Origin of the sequence: Streptomyces sp. NBC_00829, from assembly GCF_045161795.1 — a bacterium.
GTDB lineage: Bacteria > Actinomycetota > Actinomycetes > Streptomycetales > Streptomycetaceae > Streptomyces.
In genome coordinates this window covers 413,568-432,373 of the sequence record NZ_CP108868.1, presented here as the reverse complement: position 1 = coordinate 432,373, position 18,806 = coordinate 413,568, and the positions used below count along the sequence as shown (strand labels likewise).

General features: G+C 68.0%; 16 protein-coding genes and 2 pseudogenes. 13 read left to right on the top strand and 5 right to left on the bottom strand.

Features of this window, described 5'->3' with window-relative positions; genetic code table 11:
* Window positions 1-153: 153 nt before the first annotated feature.
* The 5 genes from OG293_RS41700 to OG293_RS41680 all read left to right on the top strand — a co-directional run bounded on the left by OG293_RS41700 (window position 154) and on the right by OG293_RS41680 (window position 7,196).
* On the top strand, window positions 154-276 hold the full coding sequence (locus OG293_RS41700) for a hypothetical protein (RefSeq protein WP_331752124.1): 123 nt from the start codon (window positions 154-156) through the stop codon (window positions 274-276).
* Window positions 277-377: 101 nt separating this feature from the next.
* Window positions 378-1,493 (top strand): tyrosine-type recombinase/integrase, encoded by a 1,116-nt coding sequence (locus tag OG293_RS41695; RefSeq protein WP_331752125.1) that lies wholly within the window; start codon window positions 378-380, stop codon window positions 1,491-1,493.
* Window positions 1,490-3,766 carry a site-specific integrase gene (locus OG293_RS41690; protein ID WP_331752126.1) on the top strand — a complete coding sequence of 759 codons (2,277 nt, stop codon included), beginning with the start codon at window positions 1,490-1,492 and terminating at the stop codon, window positions 3,764-3,766. The genes OG293_RS41695 and OG293_RS41690 overlap by 4 nt, the downstream gene beginning before the upstream one ends.
* Window positions 3,756-4,202, top strand: a complete 447-nt coding sequence (locus OG293_RS41685; protein ID WP_331752127.1) for a DUF6262 family protein — start codon at window positions 3,756-3,758, stop codon at window positions 4,200-4,202. The genes OG293_RS41690 and OG293_RS41685 overlap by 11 nt, the downstream gene beginning before the upstream one ends.
* Before the next feature lie 60 nt (window positions 4,203-4,262).
* Window positions 4,263-7,196 carry a Tn3 family transposase gene (locus tag OG293_RS41680; RefSeq protein ID WP_331752570.1) on the top strand — a complete coding sequence of 978 codons (2,934 nt, stop codon included), beginning with the start codon at window positions 4,263-4,265 and terminating at the stop codon, window positions 7,194-7,196.
* A gap of 22 nt (window positions 7,197-7,218) precedes the next feature.
* Here OG293_RS41680 and OG293_RS41675 read toward each other — a convergent pair whose 3' ends face one another.
* The gene (locus OG293_RS41675; RefSeq protein WP_331752128.1) at window positions 7,219-8,205 is read right to left on the bottom strand and encodes a HEAT repeat domain-containing protein; all 987 of its coding nucleotides are present in this window, start codon (window positions 8,203-8,205) and stop codon (window positions 7,219-7,221) included.
* Between the two features lie 244 nt (window positions 8,206-8,449).
* Between OG293_RS41675 and OG293_RS41670 the strand changes: the two genes are divergently transcribed.
* The 4 genes from OG293_RS41670 to OG293_RS41655 are packed head-to-tail and all read left to right on the top strand — an operon-like array spanning window position 8,450 to window position 11,742.
* On the top strand, window positions 8,450-9,052 hold the full coding sequence (locus OG293_RS41670) for a recombinase family protein (RefSeq protein ID WP_331752129.1): 603 nt from the start codon (window positions 8,450-8,452) through the stop codon (window positions 9,050-9,052).
* A gap of 1 nt (window position 9,053) precedes the next feature.
* Window positions 9,054-10,568 (top strand): S1 RNA-binding domain-containing protein, encoded by a 1,515-nt coding sequence (locus OG293_RS41665; protein WP_331752548.1) that lies wholly within the window; start codon window positions 9,054-9,056, stop codon window positions 10,566-10,568.
* Window positions 10,569-10,616: 48 nt separating this feature from the next.
* Complete coding sequence (locus tag OG293_RS41660; protein ID WP_331752130.1) at window positions 10,617-11,480, top strand: hypothetical protein; 864 nt, start codon at window positions 10,617-10,619, stop codon at window positions 11,478-11,480.
* Window positions 11,481-11,520: 40 nt separating this feature from the next.
* On the top strand, window positions 11,521-11,742 hold the full coding sequence (locus OG293_RS41655; RefSeq protein WP_406003938.1) for a hypothetical protein: 222 nt from the start codon (window positions 11,521-11,523) through the stop codon (window positions 11,740-11,742).
* Between the two features lie 499 nt (window positions 11,743-12,241).
* On the opposite strand, the gene OG293_RS41650 is transcribed toward OG293_RS41655, so the two are convergent.
* Together OG293_RS41650 and OG293_RS41645 are read right to left on the bottom strand one after the other, a co-directional pair.
* Window positions 12,242-13,954: a M4 family metallopeptidase gene (locus OG293_RS41650; RefSeq protein WP_331752131.1), complete on the bottom strand. Its 1,713-nt coding sequence runs from the start codon at window positions 13,952-13,954 to the stop codon at window positions 12,242-12,244.
* Window positions 13,955-14,419: 465 nt separating this feature from the next.
* Entirely contained in the window at window positions 14,420-14,707 is a 288-nt protein-coding gene (locus tag OG293_RS41645) for a hypothetical protein (RefSeq protein WP_331752132.1), read from the bottom strand.
* A 346-nt stretch (window positions 14,708-15,053) separates the two neighbouring features.
* On the opposite strand from OG293_RS41645, the pseudogene OG293_RS41640 reads away from it, so the two are divergent.
* Both OG293_RS41640 and OG293_RS41635 read left to right on the top strand, forming a co-directional pair.
* Window positions 15,054-15,180 (top strand): annotated as a pseudogene (locus tag OG293_RS41640) (IS5/IS1182 family transposase); the annotation flags it as partial.
* Window positions 15,175-15,306, top strand: a pseudogene (locus OG293_RS41635) (IS5/IS1182 family transposase); the annotation flags it as partial. The pseudogenes OG293_RS41640 and OG293_RS41635, both read left to right, overlap by 6 nt.
* Before the next feature lie 439 nt (window positions 15,307-15,745).
* Here the strand turns inward: OG293_RS41635 and OG293_RS41630 are convergent.
* A complete protein-coding gene (locus tag OG293_RS41630; protein ID WP_331752133.1) occupies window positions 15,746-16,177 on the bottom strand; it encodes a hypothetical protein in 432 nt (143 codons plus the stop codon).
* Entirely contained in the window at window positions 16,174-17,142 is a 969-nt protein-coding gene (locus OG293_RS41625; protein WP_331752134.1) for a hypothetical protein, read from the bottom strand. Before OG293_RS41625 ends, OG293_RS41630 begins: the two co-directional genes overlap by 4 nt.
* A gap of 405 nt (window positions 17,143-17,547) precedes the next feature.
* Here OG293_RS41625 and OG293_RS41620 point away from each other — a divergent pair, with 405 nt between their 5' ends.
* Window positions 17,548-18,354: an ATP-binding protein gene (locus OG293_RS41620; RefSeq protein WP_331752136.1), complete on the top strand. Its 807-nt coding sequence runs from the start codon at window positions 17,548-17,550 to the stop codon at window positions 18,352-18,354.
* Window positions 18,320-18,796 carry a carbohydrate kinase family protein gene (locus tag OG293_RS41615; protein WP_331752137.1) on the top strand — a complete coding sequence of 159 codons (477 nt, stop codon included), beginning with the start codon at window positions 18,320-18,322 and terminating at the stop codon, window positions 18,794-18,796. The genes OG293_RS41620 and OG293_RS41615 overlap by 35 nt, the downstream gene beginning before the upstream one ends.
* Window positions 18,797-18,806 lie beyond the last annotated feature (10 nt).

Sequence of the window (18,806 nt, the reverse complement as noted above, 5' to 3'; positions counted from 1 at the left end):
GGCCCTGGCCTCCCGAAGCTGCCGCGAAGTGACAAGTAGCTCTCTGTAGCCGATGTGACGGCCTGTTGTCCCGGTTTCCTGCGTTCTGGCTCTATCTCCGTTGTGCTCGCATCACCTTGGTCGCGTTGCGGTGATCGAGGTGAGGAGTAGGGCGTGCGTCGGGAGTGGGAACCGGAGGACCTGATCGAGGTCTGGACGCTGCTGGAGGAGGACCAGGAGCGGCTTCGGAACAAGTCGGGGGCGAACCGGCTGGGCTTCGTTATCTGGAGTCACTGAGGCACTGTCCAGGACGTGCAGCACGTACGGGTGAAGCCCCCTCGGCCACGTCCTGGATGGGATTACCTTCCGTCATCCACAACGGATGAGCGGGAGGTTCCATGAGGGTGCAGCGCGTGCTGATGCCGGACTCGGAGGCCGAGTCGTGGACCGTGCTCGGGGACGACCACGTGGCGGTCGCGCCGATCGAGCGCTACCTGGCCTACCTGGCCTGGGGCGAGAAGTCACCGAACACGGTCAAGGCGTACGCCCACGACCTGAAGGACTGGTTCGTCTATCTCACCGGCCGCGGGCTGGACTGGCAGTCGGTGACGCTGGAGGACGTCGCAGGGTTCGTGGGCTGGCTACGGCTTCCGCCGCAGGCCCGGGACGGAAAGGTCGCGGTGCTGCCCACGGCGGACCACCACTGCGCGGAGTCCAGCGTGAACCGCAAGCTCGCCGCCCTGTCGTCGTTCTGCGAGTTCCACGCCCGCCACGGGGTACCGCTCGGCGACCTGATGGTGACGATGCGGCCCGCTGGCCGCCGGGGCCGCGGCAGCTCCTACAAGCCGTTCCTGGAGCACATCGCCAAGAGCCGACCGCAGAAGGCCCGCACGATCCGGCTGCGGCAACCGCGGCGCCGGCCGGTCGTGCTGTCCGCCGGGGACGCCCAGGCGGTGCTGGACGGATGCGAGCATCTGCGGGACCGGCTGCTGTTCGCGCTGCTGCTGGACACCGGGCTGCGGATCGGCGAGGCATTGGGCCTGCGGCACGAGGACATCGCGCTGGCCGAGCGGCAGGTGAGCGTCATCCCACGGCTGAACGCCAATCGGGTGCGGGCGAAGGCGGGCCGCTCACGGGAGGTCCCGGCCAGCGTGGAGCTGATGCGGCTGTATGCCGACTACCTCAACCGCGAGTACGGCGCCCTCGACTCGGACTACGTGTTCGTCAACCTCTGGGGCCGCCCGCACGGCCGCCCGCTCACCTACTCCGCCGTCTATGACCTGGTGGAACGGTTGCGCCGCCACACCGGCATCGACTTCGAGCCGCACCAGTTCCGGCACACCTACGCCACCTGGCTGCTGCGCAAGGGCGCCGGCATGGAGAGCGTGAAGGAACTCCTCGGACACGCCTCGATCACCACCACGATGGATACGTACGGGCACCTCACCGTCGAAGACGCCCGCCGGACGCTGGAAGCGGCAGGCTGGTTCACCGGCCGGGAGGTGCGGCTGTGACCGTCACACCCCTGTCCACGGGCCCGCTCGGCCGGTCCGGGCTGCTGGAGAAACTGCTGGCCGCCGTCCGCTCGGAGTTCCGCGTCGACGTCCTGGTCCCCGACGCCGACGACCCAGTGCTGGGCTGGAAGCGCTGCCCGGTGGCGGGTTGCAACCGCGCCGCGCACGAGCAGGGCATGTGCACTGGCCATGCCCAACGCTGGCGGCGGGACGGACGCCCTGACCTCGCGGTGTTCCTCGCCGACCCCGGCCCTCCGCTCCGGGGAGTGGGCGAGCTTACGCACTGCACCGTTCCGGGCTGCCGCTTCGGCGCCGCTGGCAAGGGACTGTGCTCGCGGCACCGCGACAAGTGGTCCCGCTCCGGCAGCCTTGATCCCGCCGTCTGGGCGGCCTCCGCGCCGCCGCTGCCGGGCACCGACCGCACCGAGTGCGCCCTGCCCAACTGCACCTTGTGGGTGGAGAACGCGTCGAACGCGTTCTGCAAGAGCCATCACGTCCGGTGGCGTCAGGACGGCGCCCCGCCGGTCGCGGACTTCATCATCGAGTGCCAGTCCTTCGGCCTGCCGCGAGTAGACTTCCGTGGACTGGCGGCGCAGCTCAGGCTGGAGTTCCAGTACGCCGTCCAGGCCCGCCGCGACGAGCAGACCGTCACCGCACCGGCCCGCATGATCGCGGCCGCTATCCGCTGGGCCCGCGAAGAGCACGTGGGCTCCCTGCTGGACTATTCCGCGGAACGGTGGCAGCGGGTCGCCGACCCCTACCAACGCCGCGGATCCGGCGGCTACGACAAGCGCGTCGCAGTGTTCCTCCTCTACGCCCGGGACGCGGTCGAGACCCTGCGCGACGGCACCGGCTGGGAGGTCGAGTACGCCCGGGACGTGTGGCGGCTGGGCAAGCTGACCGGGCTCAACCGCAGCGTCAGTCGGCCCCGTCCCCGCAGCGAGCTGCGGTTCGACCGCATCACCCAGCCCTGGATGCGGGTGCTGGCGAAGCGGTGGATCAGGCTGCGGCTGTCGTCCGGCCTGAACGTCAGCACAGTTGTCAGCGACATGCAGGCCCTGACCCGGTTCAGCGAGTTCCTCGACGCCGTCGGCCCCACCGTTGTCCGCGGCCTGGGCGACGTCGACAGGGCCCTGCTGGAGCGCTACCTGGCCTGGCTGACCGACCTCCCCGGCGGGCTCAGCTCGAACGAGAGCCGCGTCAACGGCCTGCACCTGTTCTTCCAGGCCATCCGCCAGCACGGCTGGGACAGCTCTCTGCCGACCAGCGCCGCGTTCTTCACGGGCGACTGCCCGCGGCGCCGCACACGGCTCGCCCGCCACCTGGCCGAGCACATCATGACCCAGGTCGAACAGCCGGCGAACCTCGACCGGTGGACCGATCCCGCCGCCCGGCTGATCACTCTCATCCTGATCCGCTGCGGCCTGCGGGTCTCCGACGCCTGCACCATCCGGTTCGACTGCCTGCTTCATGACGGCCAGGGCGCCCCTTACCTGCGCTACTTCAACAACAAGATGAGCCGGGAGGCCGCCGTCCCCATCGACGAGGGGATCGAGGCCGAAGTCCGGGCCCAGCAGCAGCGCGTCCTTCAACGCTGGCCGGACGGCAATCCGCACGTCTTCCCCGGGCTGAAGGGCAACGCCGACGGCACCCGGCACTTCTCCCCGGACACCTACCGGCAGATGCTCAAGCGCTGGCTCGCCCAGTGCGACGTCCGCGACGAGAACGGGCAGCCGGTCCACCTCACCCCGCACCAGTGGCGGCACACCTTCGCCACCAGGCTGATCAACCGCGACGTCCCGCAGGAAGTCGTCCGCGTCCTCCTCGACCACGACTCCCACCAAATGACGGCCCACTACGCGCGGATCACCGACCAGACCGTCCGGCGCCGCTGGGAGGCCGCCACCAAAGTCAACATCCGGGGCGAGCGCGTCACCCTCGACCCCGAGGGGCCGCTGGCCCAGGCCGAGTGGGCCAAGACTCGCTACGGCCTCTCCACCCAGACCCTCCCCAACGGCTACTGCGGACTGCCTGTTCAGAAGAGCTGTCCGCATGCCAACGCCTGTCTGACATGCCCGGTCTTCCTCACCGGCCCGGAGTTCCTGCCCGAGCTGAAGGCCCAGCACCGGCGGACGCTGACGCTGATCGACAATGCGAAGGGCTCCGGACATCAACGGGTGGCCGAGATGAACGAGCAGGTCGCGGCCAACCTCGACCAGATGATCACCGAACTCGAAGCCGACGGGCCGCAGGAGGCCGCCGATGCGGGCTGACAACTCCCCACACATCGTCGCTGCCGCCCGTTCCCGGGCCGCGGCAACGAGGGAACGGGCCATCGCCGCTGTGCGGCGCATGGACGCCGCCGGCCAGCCGGTCTCCTTCGACGGGGTCGCCCGAGAGGCCGGTGTCTCGCGATCCTGGCTCTACAGCCAGACCGACCTGCGGGCCGAGATCCACCGCCTGCGCGAGCGGCACGGCCCGGTGGCTTCGGCTCCCCAAGTCCCCGACCAGCAGCGCGCGTCTGATGCTTCCCTGCTGCGGCGGCTGGAGGCCGCGACGGCCCGAAACCGTCAGCTGGAGGCGGAGGTGAGAGAACTGAGGGACCAGCTCGCCCGCGTGCTCGGACAGCAGCGGGCCGCCGCCGTCACCTCTTCGGGTGAATCCCGCAGCCCTCGCCAGCAGTCGGTGAAGACCATCGGACCCTGCTGATCCGGTCCGTCGTCGACACCGGCCACCAGGCAACGACCCAGGTCAGAGCCACGTCCGGTTCTGCGGCTGAAGATAAGCTTCGCGCTGCTGCTGAAGTTCTTCGAGGTGGAGGCGCGCTTTCCGGAGGAAGCGGCGGAGGTCCCGGCGGCCGCGGTGTCGTATGTGGCTCAGCAGGTGAAGGTGCTGGCCGAGGAGTGGGGTGCATACGACTGGTCGGGGCGGGCGATCAAGCGGCACCGGATGGAGGTCCGGGCGGCGTTCGGGTTCCGCGAGTGCACGCAGGAGGACCAGGTCCAGCTCGCGCAGTGGTTGGCGGCGGAGCTGTGCCCGGTGGAGCTGAACCGGGACCGGCTGGCTGAAGCGGTGGTCGCGCGGTGCCGCAAGGATCGTCTGGAGCCGCCGGCGCCCGCGAGGGTGACGCGGCTGGTCGCCTCGGCGGTGAACACCTTCGAGGAGGGGTTCTGCGCGACGACGGTGGAGCGGTTGTCTGCGGCCTCGCGTTCCCGGCTGGACGACCTGGTGGCCGAGGACGACGGGGATGAGGGCAGCGTGGGCGGGGGCCGGACGTTCTTCACCGAGCTGAAGGCGGACCCCGGAGCGTTGGGCCTGGACAGCCTGCTGACGGAGGTGAACAAGCTGCAGCGGGTGCGTCAGCTGGATCTGCCTCCCGAGTTGTTCGGGGAGTTCTCGGAGAAGCTGGTGTCGGCGTGGCGGGCTCGGGCGGCGAAGGAGTACCCGTCCGACCTGGTGGCCGCGCCGGGGCACGTGCGGTACACGCTGCTGGCAGCGCTGTGCCACGTACGCGAGACCGAGATCACGGACTCGCTGGTGGACCTGTTCATCCAGCTGGTGCAGAAGATCAATACGCGGGCGGAGAAGAAGGTCGAGGGCGAGTTCGTCAAGGAGCTGAAGAAGGTCCGCGGCAAGGAGGCGATGATGCTGAGGGTCGCGGAGGCCGCTTTGGCCGAGCCGTCCGGCACGGTCCGCAAAGTGATCTACCCGGTGGTGGGCGGGGAGAAGACGCTCAAGGCGCTCGCGGCGGAGGCGGCGGCGAACGAGGCCAAGTACAAGGCACGGATCCGCACCGTGCTGCGGTCCTCGTACTCGGCGCACTGGCGCCGGATGCTCTCGCCGCTGCTGTCGGCCTGGGAGCTGAAGAGCAACAACACCGCCTACCGGCCGGTGATGGACGCGATCGACCTGCTCAAGCGCTACCTGGACCAGCCGATTAAGGACGGGGCGTTCTTCGACGCGGCGGAGAAGGTGCCGCTGGAGGGGGTGGTGCCTGAGCAGTGGCGGGCCGCGGTGGTGGACGACAAGGGCCGGGTCGAGCGCATCCCCTACGAGCTGTGTGTGCTGGTCAGTCTGCGCGACGCGCTGCGGCGCCGGGAGGTCTGGGTGGCTGGTGCCGGCCGGTGGCGCAACCCGGAGGACGACCTGCCCCCGGACTTCGAGGACAACCGGGACGTGCACTACTCGGCGATCCGCCAGCCGCAGGACCCGCAGGAGTTCATCGCCGCCCTGCAGAAGCGGCTGCGCGAAGCCCTCACGGGCTTCGACCGGGCGTTGGAGCTGGGCACCACGGGCGGGGTGGAGATCACCAGGAAGCACGGCGAGCCGTGGATCAAGGTGTCCCCGCTGGCCAAGCAGGAGGAGCCGGAGAACCTGGTCGCCCTGAAGGCTGAGATCCAGCGCCGCTGGGGGACGATCGACCTGATCGACATCCTCAAGGAGGCCGAGTTCGCCACCGGCTTCACCTCCGAGTTCGCCTCGGTAGCCTCCCGGGAGGCGGTCCCACGCGATGTCCTGCGGCGCCGGCTGCTGCTCGTGCTGTTCGCGCTGGGCACCAACATGGGCATCAAGCGGGTGGTGGCCACCGGCAAGCATGGCGAGTCCGAGGCGGTCCTGCGCCGGATCCGGCACCTGTTCGTGAACCGGACCAACATGAGGTCCGCGCTGATCAAGCTCGTCAACAACACCTTCGCCGCCAGGGACGAGGGCTGGTGGGGCGCGGGCACCGCGTGCGCCTCCGACAGCCGCAAGTTCGGTGCCTGGTCCAGCAACTTCATGACCGAGTGGCACCAGCGCTACCGGGACCCGGGCGTGATGATCTACTGGCATGTGGAGCGCAAGTCGGTGTGCATCTACTCCCAGCTCAAGCACTGCTCGGCCTCCGAGGTCGCCTCGATGATCGAGGGCGTGCTGCGGCACTGCACCGACATGGAGGTCGACCGGCAGTACACCGACACCCACGGCGCCTCCATCGTCGGGTTCGCGTTCGCGCACATGCTCGGCTTCAACCTGCTTCCCAGGCTGAAGAACGTGGGGTCGGCGCGGCTGTACCGCCCGGCCGCCGGCGAGGACGAGCAGTGGCCGCAGCTGGGCCCGGTGCTGTCGACCAGGACGATCGACTGGGAGCTGATCCGCCAGCAGTACGACCAGATCGTCAAATACACCACCGCCCTTCGCCTGGGCACCGCGGAGGCCGAGCAGGTCCTGCGCCGGTTCACCCGCGGCGGCCCCAAGCACCCCACCTACCGGGCCATCGAGGAACTGGGGCGGGCCGTGCACACGGCCTTCATCTGCGACTACCTCGCCGACGCGGGCCTGCGCCGGGAGATCGGCGAGGGCTTGCAGGTCGTCGAGAACTGGAACAGCGCGAACCACGACCTGTTCTACGGCAAGGACGGCGAACTGACCGGCAAGGACAAGGAGGGCCAGGAGATCTCGATGCTCGCCCTGCACCTCCTCCAGTCGGCCCTGGTCCACGTCAACACGCTCCTGGTCCAAGAGGTCCTGGCCGAGCCGAAGTGGGCGGACAAGCTCACCGAGGCGGACCGGCGCGGTCTCTCCCCGCTTTTCTGGACCCACGTGAACCCCTACGGCAGGTTCGAGCTGGACATGAACCGCCACCTGCACCTCGGCCCGCTCCTCCCACGGCAGCGAACGACCCAGGACGGTGCCGTTTCCTCCGGCACGGCACCGGTCGGATGAGGGCCGCACTTGCGGTCCCGGCTCACTGGTGCCCGCAGGACGTCCATCCAGCACGGCCGAGAAGGTCTGCTGCAGCCATCCGAACGTTCGGGTTCTCGTCCTGCAGAAGCTCGCGGGCTGCCGACCCGTAGGTGGTCTCGTCGTCGCTGACCTGGAGCAGGTAGACGAGGGCTCGACGTCGAACCCAGTGGTCCGGATCCTTGAGCGCCGATGCCAGCACCTGGGCGGCGTCGCTGTCGAGCTCGGCCAGGGTCCGTGCCGCGTCCATCCTCACTCCCCGGTCGGGGTCGTCGGCCAGGGCCTGGACCAGCGCGTCCCGGGCACGATCGGTAAGGGGCTGACGGCCGCCCAGGGTGTAGGCCGCGGCTCGTCGTTCGCCAGGGGAACCCGCGGCGGTCAGGATGTCGATGAGCTCCTCGGAACTGCCGCGCCTCTGATCGCGAAAGTCGGGGACGAGCTCACCCTCCGGCAGCGTGTCGAGCCAATGCTCGTACCAGGTCAGGAAGTCTGGCTGGGGATGGAAGACCGGAGGTGCGGCAAGGTCTCCGAGGTTGGCATCGAGGAGTCGGCCTCGGGCGGGGCCCGAGATGACCAGCAGCGTCATCTCCAGGCAGCCGCGATGCACGACAGTGTGGGTCCCGGCGTACGAGTTGTCCTGCATGTTGCGGAGACGTGCCCAATCGGCGGCGACGGAGTCAGTCGGTTCCAGCGTGAAGACTCGCCCAAGTTGCTGACTGGTGGTGGGGATGTCGTGGGCGGACCAACGCGTCAGAGGGAGTAGTCCGTAGTCGGGTCCAATGCCTCCGTTGCCGATCTCGCGCAGGAACGTGCGATAGCTACGGGGAAGACGGACGCCGTGAGTTGCCTCGTAGGCGACCACTCGTTCTTCGCTGATGGGGGCGCCCAAGCGTTGACCGCCGGGCGCCCGCACGAAGGTCCGCGGGCGAGGGACGGGTTCCGTACAGGCAGCGGCCAGTTTGGATCGGATGCGGGCGACGATGTCGTCCATGGATGCTTCTTCCAAGGGGCGGCGTCACCTTATGGGAAGCCGCGTTCGCCGACATCCTATGCAAGGGAACTCCCCGGCAAGATCCAACCTCCTTTCGCGGCCTCTTGGTCGTGTCCGTTTGAGGAACCCTCAACGAACAATCGTGATCTTGCCCGGTGGGAGAGAACGACCTGCGCTGACGGCGTCTCATTTAGGGTGTCCGGTGATCTGTACGATGAGCGGGGGCTTACCGTACGCTCCGGGCATGAGTGAACGCGTCGGCTACGCGAGATGCAGTCTGGACAAGCAGGACCTCACCGCCCAGCGCGAGATCCTGATCAGCCTGGACGTCCCGGAGGACCGGATCTACCTGGACCACGGGCTGACCGGGACCAATCGCGACCGGCCCGGCCTGGCCCAGGCCCTCGCGGCGGTCCGCGCCGGCGACACCCTCGTCGTCCCCAAGCTTGATCGCCTCGCACGCTCGGTACCCGACGCCCGCGACATCGGCGACTCTCTCACCGCCCGCGGCGTCAAGCTCTCGCTCGGCGGCACGCTCTACGATCCCGCCGACCCGATGGGCAAGATGTTCTTCAACATCCTGGCCACCTTCGCCGAGTTCGAGGTCGATCTCCTGCGCATGCGTACCCGTGAAGGCATGGCGGTGGCGCGGGCCAAGGGCAAGCTCAAGGGAAAGCAGCCCAAGCTCAGCGCCCGCCAGCAGAGCCACCTGGTCCAGCAGTACCAGTCCGGCGAGCACACCATCGCCGACCTCGCCGAGCTCTTCTCCGTCAGCCGCGCCACGGTCTACCGCGTCCTTGAACGCCACCAGAACGCAGCCACGCCGTCGACTCCCGGTGGGCAGTGACGTGCTGCCCTACGTCTATCAGGTCACCAAGTACGACCCCGCCGACCGCGACCAGCACGGCCACTACGCCGGCACTGAGGACACGACCAGCGACCACGGGCCGGTCGAAGCCGCCTACCTGCGGGCCGTCGCCGCCTTCGCCGAAGACAGCGGCGTCGACAAGCTGGCCATCCGCGAGCCGCAGCTCGGAGGCTTCGCCCACTTCGGCCTGGAACCACCGATCGACGGCTACGGCCTGGCCGGCCTCTTCCCCGCCGGCCCCGTCGGGTTCCACGACGGTGCGCTGGTGCCGATCGGTGTCGGCTTGGAACTTGTCCGAGCGATGCTCCGCGACAACGGCGCCTGGTGCCGCCTGGAAGCGGAGGGAGAGTTCACGGTGCACGTCGGCTGGGACCAGTACCTCTACATCGGCAGCAACCTGCCCTGCGAAACCGCACTGGCCCGCACCCGCACGCTCGGCCTGTTCCCGGAACGCCTGGACGCCTCGCCGTACGACTTCGCCCCCGACGACCCCGCCTACGTGCAGCGGCCGGCCGACGCCGACTTCTGGGCCCGCCTGCACTGGACCGTCAGTGCCCACCGCGCGGTGTTCCTGGAGGAGGTCTTCGCCGTCAACGCCTCCCGGTGGCACCGCCTGACCCGCGACAACATCGAGACTGTGCGCTCCCAGCTGGCCCCACGCGCACAACTGGCAATCTGGCCAGACCTGCTCACCGACGTCGACAAGGCCGTGGCCGCTCTGCCCGACGAAGGCCTCGTGGAGATCGTCTGGGAGGACGAGGACGGGCAGATCACGAGCACGGTCGTGGACGAGACCCAGTTCGAGGCAGTGACCTCCCAGCTCGCCAGCGCGCGTGCTGCCAGCGTCGTATCCATGTATGCCGGTGAAGATCTCCCGCTGTTCACCGCTGTGCTGCCCGACAGCGACGGCGTTCTGCGCGCTCGCTGGCAGACCGAGCCGACGCCCAGCGACCGGGACTGGGCGCTCCTGAAGACCCTGCGGCGCGGCCAGGTCGTCACCGGCACGGTGACGACCATCGCCAGCTTCGGCGTCACCTTCGTGGACATCGGCGGCTTCACCGCGATGATCAAAATCCCGGAGCTGTCCTGGCGCCCGTTCGACCACCCGTCCGACGTCGTCAGCGTCGGCCAGGAGGTCACAGCCGAGGTTCTCGACGTCGACATGGTCCGGGAACGGGTGCCTCTGTCGCTCCGAGCGGTGCAGGAAGACCCGTGGCCACAGGTAGCGCAGCGGATCGGCCAAGTGGTCATCGGGCCGGTCACCAAGATCGTGCCGTTCGGCGTCTTCGTCCGCATCGAAGACCGAGAGGACGGCTTCCAAGGGCTCGTGCACACCAGCGAGCTGGATGAATCCTCCAAAGACGTCGTCGAGGTCGGCGATGCCCTCACCGTGAAGATCACTGAGGTCGACATGGCCCGCCGTCGCATTTCCTTGTCGCATACCCAGGCCCGCACAACCCGCTCTGAGGGCGGCATTGAGGGTGGATCGGCATGAGGAGCCAGGGCCGAGCTCGACCGGGACATAGCCGCGCTCTTGGCGGCCATGGCGTTTACCGAGATACGGCATCTGGCCGGGAGGCCACAGCGCGGCGAGCAGGACACCTCCCATGACGAGGTTCTGGACCGCATCAGGTTCCTGGCCAACTTGTGCCACAACCTTCCGGGTGTGGCACGGCCACGTGCCAGGAGGCCCTCCCGCCAGGGCAAGCCCATCGGGAGCTTCGATCAGGCGATGACCGAACGGCCGATGAGTTGGGTGTGGAACACCGCCGGCCCGGACGCCCGTGCATGGATGCTGCGTCACATCGAACAGGCAGGACGAAGCTGGACGCCACCCCCGCCGCTGCCACAATCCCGCAGGGCCCCGTCGCCGATGACGCCGCGGCAACGGATGGGCCTTCTACTCAGACGTTGGCCGGTCAAGGCCCCCGCCGGGCGGCAGCCGCTACCCGCAGAAGCGAACGTTCTCAAGGCCCTCGACACCGAAGCGGTCTGCGCCTTGAACGACGAGGCCCGACGGCTTCGGCTCGGCCTGGGTGGTGGCGGATCGTGGTTCCGGGCCCATCTCGCCCCCGACGGCGTCCACTATCTGCTCCCGGATCCGGCAAACTACTACTGGCCCGGCACCTCCAACGGTCGCGACGGCGAGATCGATTGGTGGCAGTGCACCATGCTGCTGCAGATGTACAACGGAGAGCAGGTCGGCGGCATGGTCGCCGTACTCCCGGAGACCTTCACGGCGTTGCCCTCGACATTGCTCCGGAAGAACCAGCTGCGACTCGTCCACCGCGTCCGCTCCATCGAGCGAGACACCTCCCAATGGGGCCGAGACCACAAGGCCGAATGCGCACCGCAGCTTTGCGGCTACGTCCCCGAAGCGACCGATAACGCCCCGACGACTACATGACCGCAGCATGGTGGCATCGCTACTGAGAGCTACTTGTCACTTGGCGGCAGCTTCGGGAGTGCAGGGCCACCACGTCCGCGACACCACCTTCGCCGAGGACGCCTCACAGCTGCGGACCGGCAACGCGCCCCGAGCGATGGCCACCTGGCGCAACCTCGCCCTCGGAGCCCTCCGCACAGCAGGGGTGAAGAACATCGCAGCCGGCCTCCGCCGCAACGCCCGCGACCCTCGCCGACCCCTCACACTCCTCGGCCTCGGATGATCACGAACCGGACGTCATGCGACTACGCCGAAGCCCTGACCGGACGGTGAGCTGGCGGTAGCCGAACAGCCAGGAGATCGACCGCTCGATCTTCCAGCGGTGGCGGCCGAGCCGTTCGCCGGACTCGATGCCCGGGCAGGCGATGCGGGCGACGAGACGTCGACTGCGAGCCAGGCGAGGTGGTCGGCGGAGTGGTACGCCTTGTCCGCGCGGATCTTGACGGTAGGCCGGACAATCGCTGCTGCTGAAAGTGAACAAAGCCAGCACACAGATTGACTGAACGACACGACCCCGAATCAACCCTGATACAACGGCCGATGAGAGAGTGCACCGAGACGACAGTGACCTGATAGTCGGTCCAGTTGTCGCGGACGCGTGGCGTGCGTGCACCCTGGCCTCCTCCTGGGCGTGGACGCAGGAGAATTGGTCCGACGACCAATTCGGCATCGCCAGAGAATCCCAAAGGCGTGCGGCGTTCATCCTGTGCCAGTGGCTCCGATCAGGGCTTGGGGGTGTTGGCCTCGGTGACGTTGACGGCTGCCCAGGCCTTGTCGACGGCCTTGTATTCGGCGCTGTCGGCCCCGTGCATGTCGGCGGCGGCCTGGAGGGTGGCGGTTCGGGCCTGGTGGAAGTCCGTGGTCGAGACCATGTACCGGGTCAGGGCCCGGTAGAAGATCTGCAGGGCCCTGGCCCGGCCGATGCCCTTCACCGTGGAGCCGTCTTTGGTCGGGGAGTCGTAGTTCACGCCCCTGATGGTCTTCTGCCCGCTTCCCTCCGCCAGCAGGTAGAAGGCGTGGGAGGAGACACCGGAGCCTGAGTGGACCTCGCGGTCGACCGTGCTGTTGTCCCAGTAGTCGACGCCGCCCCCCACGATGTCCAGCGAGGGCTTGTCGAGGCGGCGAATCCACCCCTGTGCCGGGCCCAGCTTCTCACCGAAGAGGTAGTTCGGGGGGTTGGCCTTGTTGTCCGCGTTGAACTCCACACCGGTGGCGAAGATGTCGGCCAGGGACTCGTTGAGCGCTCCGGGCTCGCCGTAGAAGCCCGCCTTGTCTTCGCGGGTCGCCTGGAGGTTGGCGGTCGCGCTGACCACACCGTGGCTGAGCTCATGGGCGGTGGTATCCAGGGAGACCGGCGGAATGTTGAACGGTTTGCCAGCACCGCCGCCGTAGAGGATGCAGCGACAAGTCTCGCTCCAGCCGGCGTTCCCGACCTTGTTGCCCCAGTGGACGATGGCGTGCGGGCCCTTGCCGTCGTTGTAGATGCCCTTACGGCCGAAGGTGCTCGCGTAGAAGTCGTAGGTGGCGCTGAGGCCGTAGTGGACGTCGACGGCCGCGGTGGCGGGATCGGATGTCTTCCCGTTGCCCCAGCGGTTGTCCTTGTCGGTGAGCACCTTCCCGGAGGAGAAGTCGGTGGGGGTATGTGACCGGGCGTCCCTGGTCTCGAGGTTGCCGCGGCGGGGGTCCTTGAGCGTGAATGTGCCGTCGGCGTGCTTCGTCGTGCCCAGGGGTACCTGTCCCACGTACAGCGAGCTTCCCGTACCGCCCTTCCCCGCCGCGGTCGGCCCGAGCTGGACGCGGGGAGGGATGATGCCCTCCTGCAAGGGAGCGCTGCTGAACACCTTGGCGTCACGCGCGTCTGGGACGACGCTGTGGCCGCCGGACCGGTCCTGGCGGTCGACGACGTCGACCCGGTGGGCGAGCGGCACCCTGTCCTTACGGAGGTCGATGATCAGCTTGGGCTTGCCGACGGAGCCCTTGGCGACAGTGGAAGCCCGGGCCGCCGCCTGACCGGCGGTCAGCCTGGGAGAGAGCGCGGAGGGATCGACCTTGCGGAGCGTGGCCCGGGTCACCCCCCGGTACGCGTTGTGCGCGTCAAGGTGGATCACAAGGTCCCCGCCCTTCACAGGAACGCCCTTGGGGACGCGGTCGAAGCGCACATGCCTCTTGCCCTCGGGGTCGATGAGAACGTCCTTGGTCCTCAGGGGCTCCTTCTCACCGACGCCGGTCTCCCCGGCGTGAGCGATGGCGGCCTTCTCGGCCGCCTTGACCACCTCGGGGAACGGGCCCTGGTACGCCGTGCCGGAGATCCCCGCATCGGTGGTCCCGCGCCCGGACAGGAGCGCCGCCGACGCGGCACCCAGCACGGCTGCCGCGGTGAGCACACCGATCGCAACAGCCACTGCCCGCCCGCGGGACCTGAGGAGTACAGGCATGGTCTTGTCTGCCCTTTGTGTGGAGGAAATAGCACAGCGGCGGGCTGTGCTGCGCTGCGAGGGACACGCCAGAAGACCAAGCCGTTGGCCAGAAGAATCGGTTTCACATGGGGAATGCAGATCCCGTGATTCCACATTCCTGAGGCAATGCCCGGCCCACCTGGAAATGCCGAACCGCATCGGGACGGCAGTCATCGCAACTGCATGGCACAGCAGCGCGCCCTTCGCAGCCCAACTAGCTGCGAAGGGCGCCCCTTACGCGTTTTTTCGACGTTGTCGACATGAGGACTGCCGAGGACGGGGCACTTGACGTACTGCGCCAGCATACGCGCCGCGGGGCGGGCAGGTGCATGCCACCGAAGCGGCAGACGCCCTGACTGGTCTGCCGACAGTACCGACGGTGCTCCCCCGCAGCCACGGCCGAAGCGCCTGCCGCAGCAGCAGCACGCGTTCAAGCACGGCAGGTCAGTAGTGCCAGTACCTGTCCCTGAACCATGCGTTCGACGTGACGCCGGCATCACGCATGTCATCCGGGCTGGCTTCGTCCTGCGTCTGCTGTTCCGGTGAGCTGGCGGCCGTCCCGGTGTCGTGCGCCGGAGCCTGGCCGGACGCGAACGCGGCACCGCTGCCCAGGAACGCGAGGACGGCGCCGCCGGTCAGCGCGAGACGCAGACGGGCTGAGCGCTGTGAGCGCTCGGTGGGACGCCGGTGCGAGGCAGGGGCGGGAGAGGGCGGATCTATATCCGAATTCACAGAATTGTCCCTTTCGTTGAAGGCGCAGCGAGTTCTCACACGCATGGGTGCTGCCGAACTTCTTCAACCTCATCAGGCAGGGCTCACCATGACAACCGAACTGTTTCGGCCGAGCCGATGCTTCGGTTGCAATCCCGAACTATTTCTGTGGCCATTCGAAACGCTTCGGTCTCAGTGGGCGTTTAGAGGTGTGTTGTGTCGCTAGGTGAGCCTTGCGGTCGCCGGTTTTCAGGGCCCGCTTGCTCCGCTTCTCGTGCACGAAGTCCGTCTGGTTTGAAGATAAGACGGAAACGCCCATCAGGCAGCGGAAAATCATCATCCGCCTTGCTCATGCCAACGCTACGGCGTGAGCCAGCGGAGCCCGTAACCCCAGTGACTTGTCCGACGCCCGATGGGCCTTGATCGAGCCGACTTTGACGGCTTGGAGAAAGACCCGGCTTGACCGCAGACCCACCGGGAAACCGGCGTCGGTCTCCTGGCTGTTCGGCTACCGCCGGCTCACCGTCCGGTACGAACGAAAGGGCAGCCACTTCCTCGCGTTCCTCGGCCTCGCAGCAGCACTGACCTGCTACAAGAAGCTCGCCAAACTCACCACGTGAGACATCCTCTTAGCGCCGCAATTTCTGCCAGCCTGTCGACCCGAATAGGGCGGCCGCTGTCCTTCCGGGGCCGGCCGCAAGTTGGAAGTCGGGCTAGGGGCAGCGCCCGTCGGCGTAAGCCGTCGGCGCCAGTCGGGGGTTAAATGGAAATCGCTCTCAGTGGCGCGCAGCCAGCAGTGCTGGGGTCGGCTGACGATGGTCCGGGTCATTTTGATCAAGCCAAACAGCTTGCGGGTCTGTATTCGCACGCCTGTCGCCGAAGGAAAGCGCCTGGCCGCGCCCCAATTCCCCCTGCCCGTGAGGCACGTCACAGATCATGTCCATATTGTGGACACGCCGTGAAGTGTTCAGGCGCCCTCACGACCAGGGCTTCGGCGTAGTCGCATGACGTCCGGTTCGTGATCATCCGAGGCCGAGGAGTATGAGGGGTCGGGTCACTTCACTCGCGGGTGGCCTGGGATCTGGCGAGGGGGACGACAACGGCTGAACGGGTAGCGAGTTGTCTGCGGAGCGCGTCGTTCTCCGCGAGGAGGACGGCGATCACGGTCGCTGACGCATCGACTTGGTCCTGGAGGCGCCGCCCCTCGGCCGTCTTCGTCTTGAGTTGACGTCGCAGTTCTTTGATCGCTTGAGCTTGGTCCTGGTCGCGCTGGCTCGCCGTGCTGCCGCTGATCCGGCTGTTCCAGTCGTTGAGCAGGGTCGTAGCGCGGTTCATCGTGGCTCGGCTGACGCCGGCCTCGCGCCAGAGGTTGTTCTTGGTGAGCTTCCCGTCGGTGCGAAGAGGGGTGCCGGCGAAGAGCCGTTCCATGGCTTCTCGCAGGGCCTTCTCGGCCTTGTCAGAGACCCTTGGCGGCTGTGAGGCGGAGGTCACGATTCGCCCGCCTTCCTGAGCACGATCTCGACGTCGCGGATCTCCTCGTCAATCAACGCCCGGCGGGCCGAGGGGAGGTTCGGCAGGGACCGCAGCCGCGTCAGGGATCCGTGTTCGGCTTTCCAGATCGGGATCTGCTCGATGGTGATGACGCTGTTGCTGCATCTGGAGGGGCGGCAGCGGTCCGGCAGAGGGCCTCTGTGGCCTTCCGGGACGATCGCGTCCTCGATGCACTTCGCGCCGGTCGGGTTGTTGTCGTCCATGGTGCAGTGGTTGAGCTTGCCGAACCGGATCGGAAAGCCTGTGCGTCGGAGCAGGTCGTATTCGACCCGTGCGTCGCCGCGCTGGGCCTGCCCGGTGCTGCGGAGCTCTTCGGCCCGGCGACGTACCGCTTGAAAGGTCTCGCGCATGCGATCAGCGCCGGGCCCATAGCCGACAGTCCCGCCTCGACCGTCTGCGTCGAACAGTTCCTTGAGTCGGTTGAAGCGGCGCTCGGCGATGGCATCGTCCAGGTATTTGGCCCAAGTCGGGTCCTTGGCCATATAGCCCTGGGTCGACCGGTTGGCCAGGGCCCTGGTGGCGACGTGCTTGAGCTGCATTCCAACGGCGATCTCGGAGCCTGGGAAGTCGCGGGTGAGCATCGCCATGGTCCTGCGGAACATGTGCGGCTTCACGTCGCCAACGACCGGGATCTCGGCCAGCCCGCTGTGGTGCCGGTACTTGTTGACGTGCGTGATAAAGCTCTTGATGGCCACCTGGCTGTCGAAGATGGCATCGGCTTCCCCTTCGTTGACCGCGGCGAAGGCGAACTCGTCGTGCAGAGACAGTTGCGAGGCGACATCGATGGCCTTGGCGACGGGATCGATGATCCACCAGTGCTTTGTCGGCAGGTCAGGATCGAGTTTCCGCTTGGTGGACTTCACTGCCGGGTTGCTGTAGTACTCGACGACAGAGTCCTTGAGCACGGCACGGATTACTGGCGGGAGGGGGTTATTCCGACCGTGCACTATTCCCTCAGCTGCCCTCAGGTTGAGTGCGGTCGCGGCTCAGCGAGTGGCGGGCCGTTCCCTCAGGCGTGAAGGTGAAGCCGTCCATGAACGGGGTGCCGCCGGCGCGGAACGCCCAGAGGATTGGCTCGGCGTGGACGCACGACGACGATGGGCTTGGGCTCGGCGTGAAACTGTTCCAGAGGTGAAAACAGAGAAGGACGTCGTCTCGCCGATCGGTCGTATAGGCAAGTGTCTTGGGGTAGTTGGGGTTGGTCCCCCCGAAGAGCACCGAGGGCGGACCGAACGCCGTGACGACATCGCTGAGGAACCGACCCTTACGAATGACCCGAAGCAACCCACGAAGAAAGGTACGGATCCCGCATGACCGCGCCGACCTACCCGGACCTGCCGGAAAGCTGCTTGGTGGTCCTCATCGGCGCATCGGGCGCCGGGAAGAGCACGATCGCCGGGACCTGGCCCGCCTCGCAGGTCCTGTCCCTGGACGCGATGCGGGAGGCGGTGAGCGGGGATGCGGGCGACCAGGAGGCGACGGCCGACGCGGTCGACGCCCTGCACCTGATCCTGGAGCGCCGGATGGCGCGGCGCCGGTTCACGGTCGTCGACGCCACCAACGTCACCAGGTCTGCCAGGGAGCCGCTGGTTGCCGCCGCCAAGCGGCACGGCATGCCCGCCATTGCGGTCATGGTGTCCACCCCGGCCTCCGTGTGCGTGGAGCGGCAGGGACCGCGGCCGGCCAACCGGACCGTCCCGGACGACACGGTCCACCGGCAGCACAAGGCGATGGTGCACTCCCATCCGCAGCTCACGAAGGAGGGGTTCAACGACGTCGTCTTCGCCGACAGCCTCTACCGGCTGCTGCCGCTCCTGGAGCGCCTGAGCGAGACGCGGAACGCCGACCTCGGCCTGGACGGCGGCGACGGCCTGGACGACCTGCTGCTCGTACGCCGGGTGTTCGGCCCCGAGATCCTGCCGCTGTGGCAGTGGAAGGACCGCTCCGAGGTTGCGGGCGGCGACCGCGTCGCGCAGATCCGCCTCGGTCAGATGTACCTCACCCTCGCCCTGCGCACCGACGTGGACGGCGAGGGGGACTACGGGTTCGACGTGATGGTGCCGTGCCCGCACGACGACGAATGTGCCGGCTACGCCTGGGGGCCGCCACCCCCTTGATGTCCCCGCCGTTCTCGCAGCACTGACCGAGCGCGGCTGCTCCTTCAGCCTGGACTTCCACCTCCCCAGCGCCCCCCAGCTCATCCGCGCCGCCGCCCCCTGGCTCCGGCACGCGGTCACGATCTTCGTCAACGCCGAGGAACACGCCCTCCTCACCCACCACGCCAGCCCGCGCCCCTGCCCGGAGACCGTCGTTACCGACGGCCCTCGCCCGGCACGCGTTGTCCTGCCCGGCTGTGCACAGCGACCCGTCGCCCCGCCAGCCGTGCCCACCGTCCGGCAGATCACCGGTGCCGGCGACACTCTGGCCGGCACCTACCTCGCCCACCGCGCACGGCATCTCCCACCGGCCGCAGCCCTCGACCGCGCCGTACAGGCCGCCAGCCAGCACACCGCCCACGTGCCACTGACCTTCCCCGCCCCACCCCGCGCCCCGTCCTGACCAGCAGCAG

Excerpts from the sequence above, each read along its gene's own strand:
- OG293_RS41660 (WP_331752130.1), top strand. The coding sequence starts at position 10,617 with ATGGCGTTTACCGAGATACGGCATCTGGCCGGGAGGCCACAGCGCGGC.
- OG293_RS41620 (WP_331752136.1), top strand. The coding sequence starts at position 17,548 with ATGACCGCGCCGACCTACCCGGACCTGCCGGAAAGCTGCTTGGTGGTC.
- OG293_RS41650 (WP_331752131.1), bottom strand. The coding sequence starts at position 13,954 with ATGCCTGTACTCCTCAGGTCCCGCGGGCGGGCAGTGGCTGTTGCGATC.
- OG293_RS41675 (WP_331752128.1), bottom strand. The coding sequence starts at position 8,205 with ATGGACGACATCGTCGCCCGCATCCGATCCAAACTGGCCGCTGCCTGT.
- OG293_RS41685 (WP_331752127.1), top strand. The coding sequence starts at position 3,756 with ATGCGGGCTGACAACTCCCCACACATCGTCGCTGCCGCCCGTTCCCGG.
- OG293_RS41670 (WP_331752129.1), top strand. The coding sequence starts at position 8,450 with ATGAGTGAACGCGTCGGCTACGCGAGATGCAGTCTGGACAAGCAGGAC.
- OG293_RS41695 (WP_331752125.1), top strand. The coding sequence starts at position 378 with ATGAGGGTGCAGCGCGTGCTGATGCCGGACTCGGAGGCCGAGTCGTGG.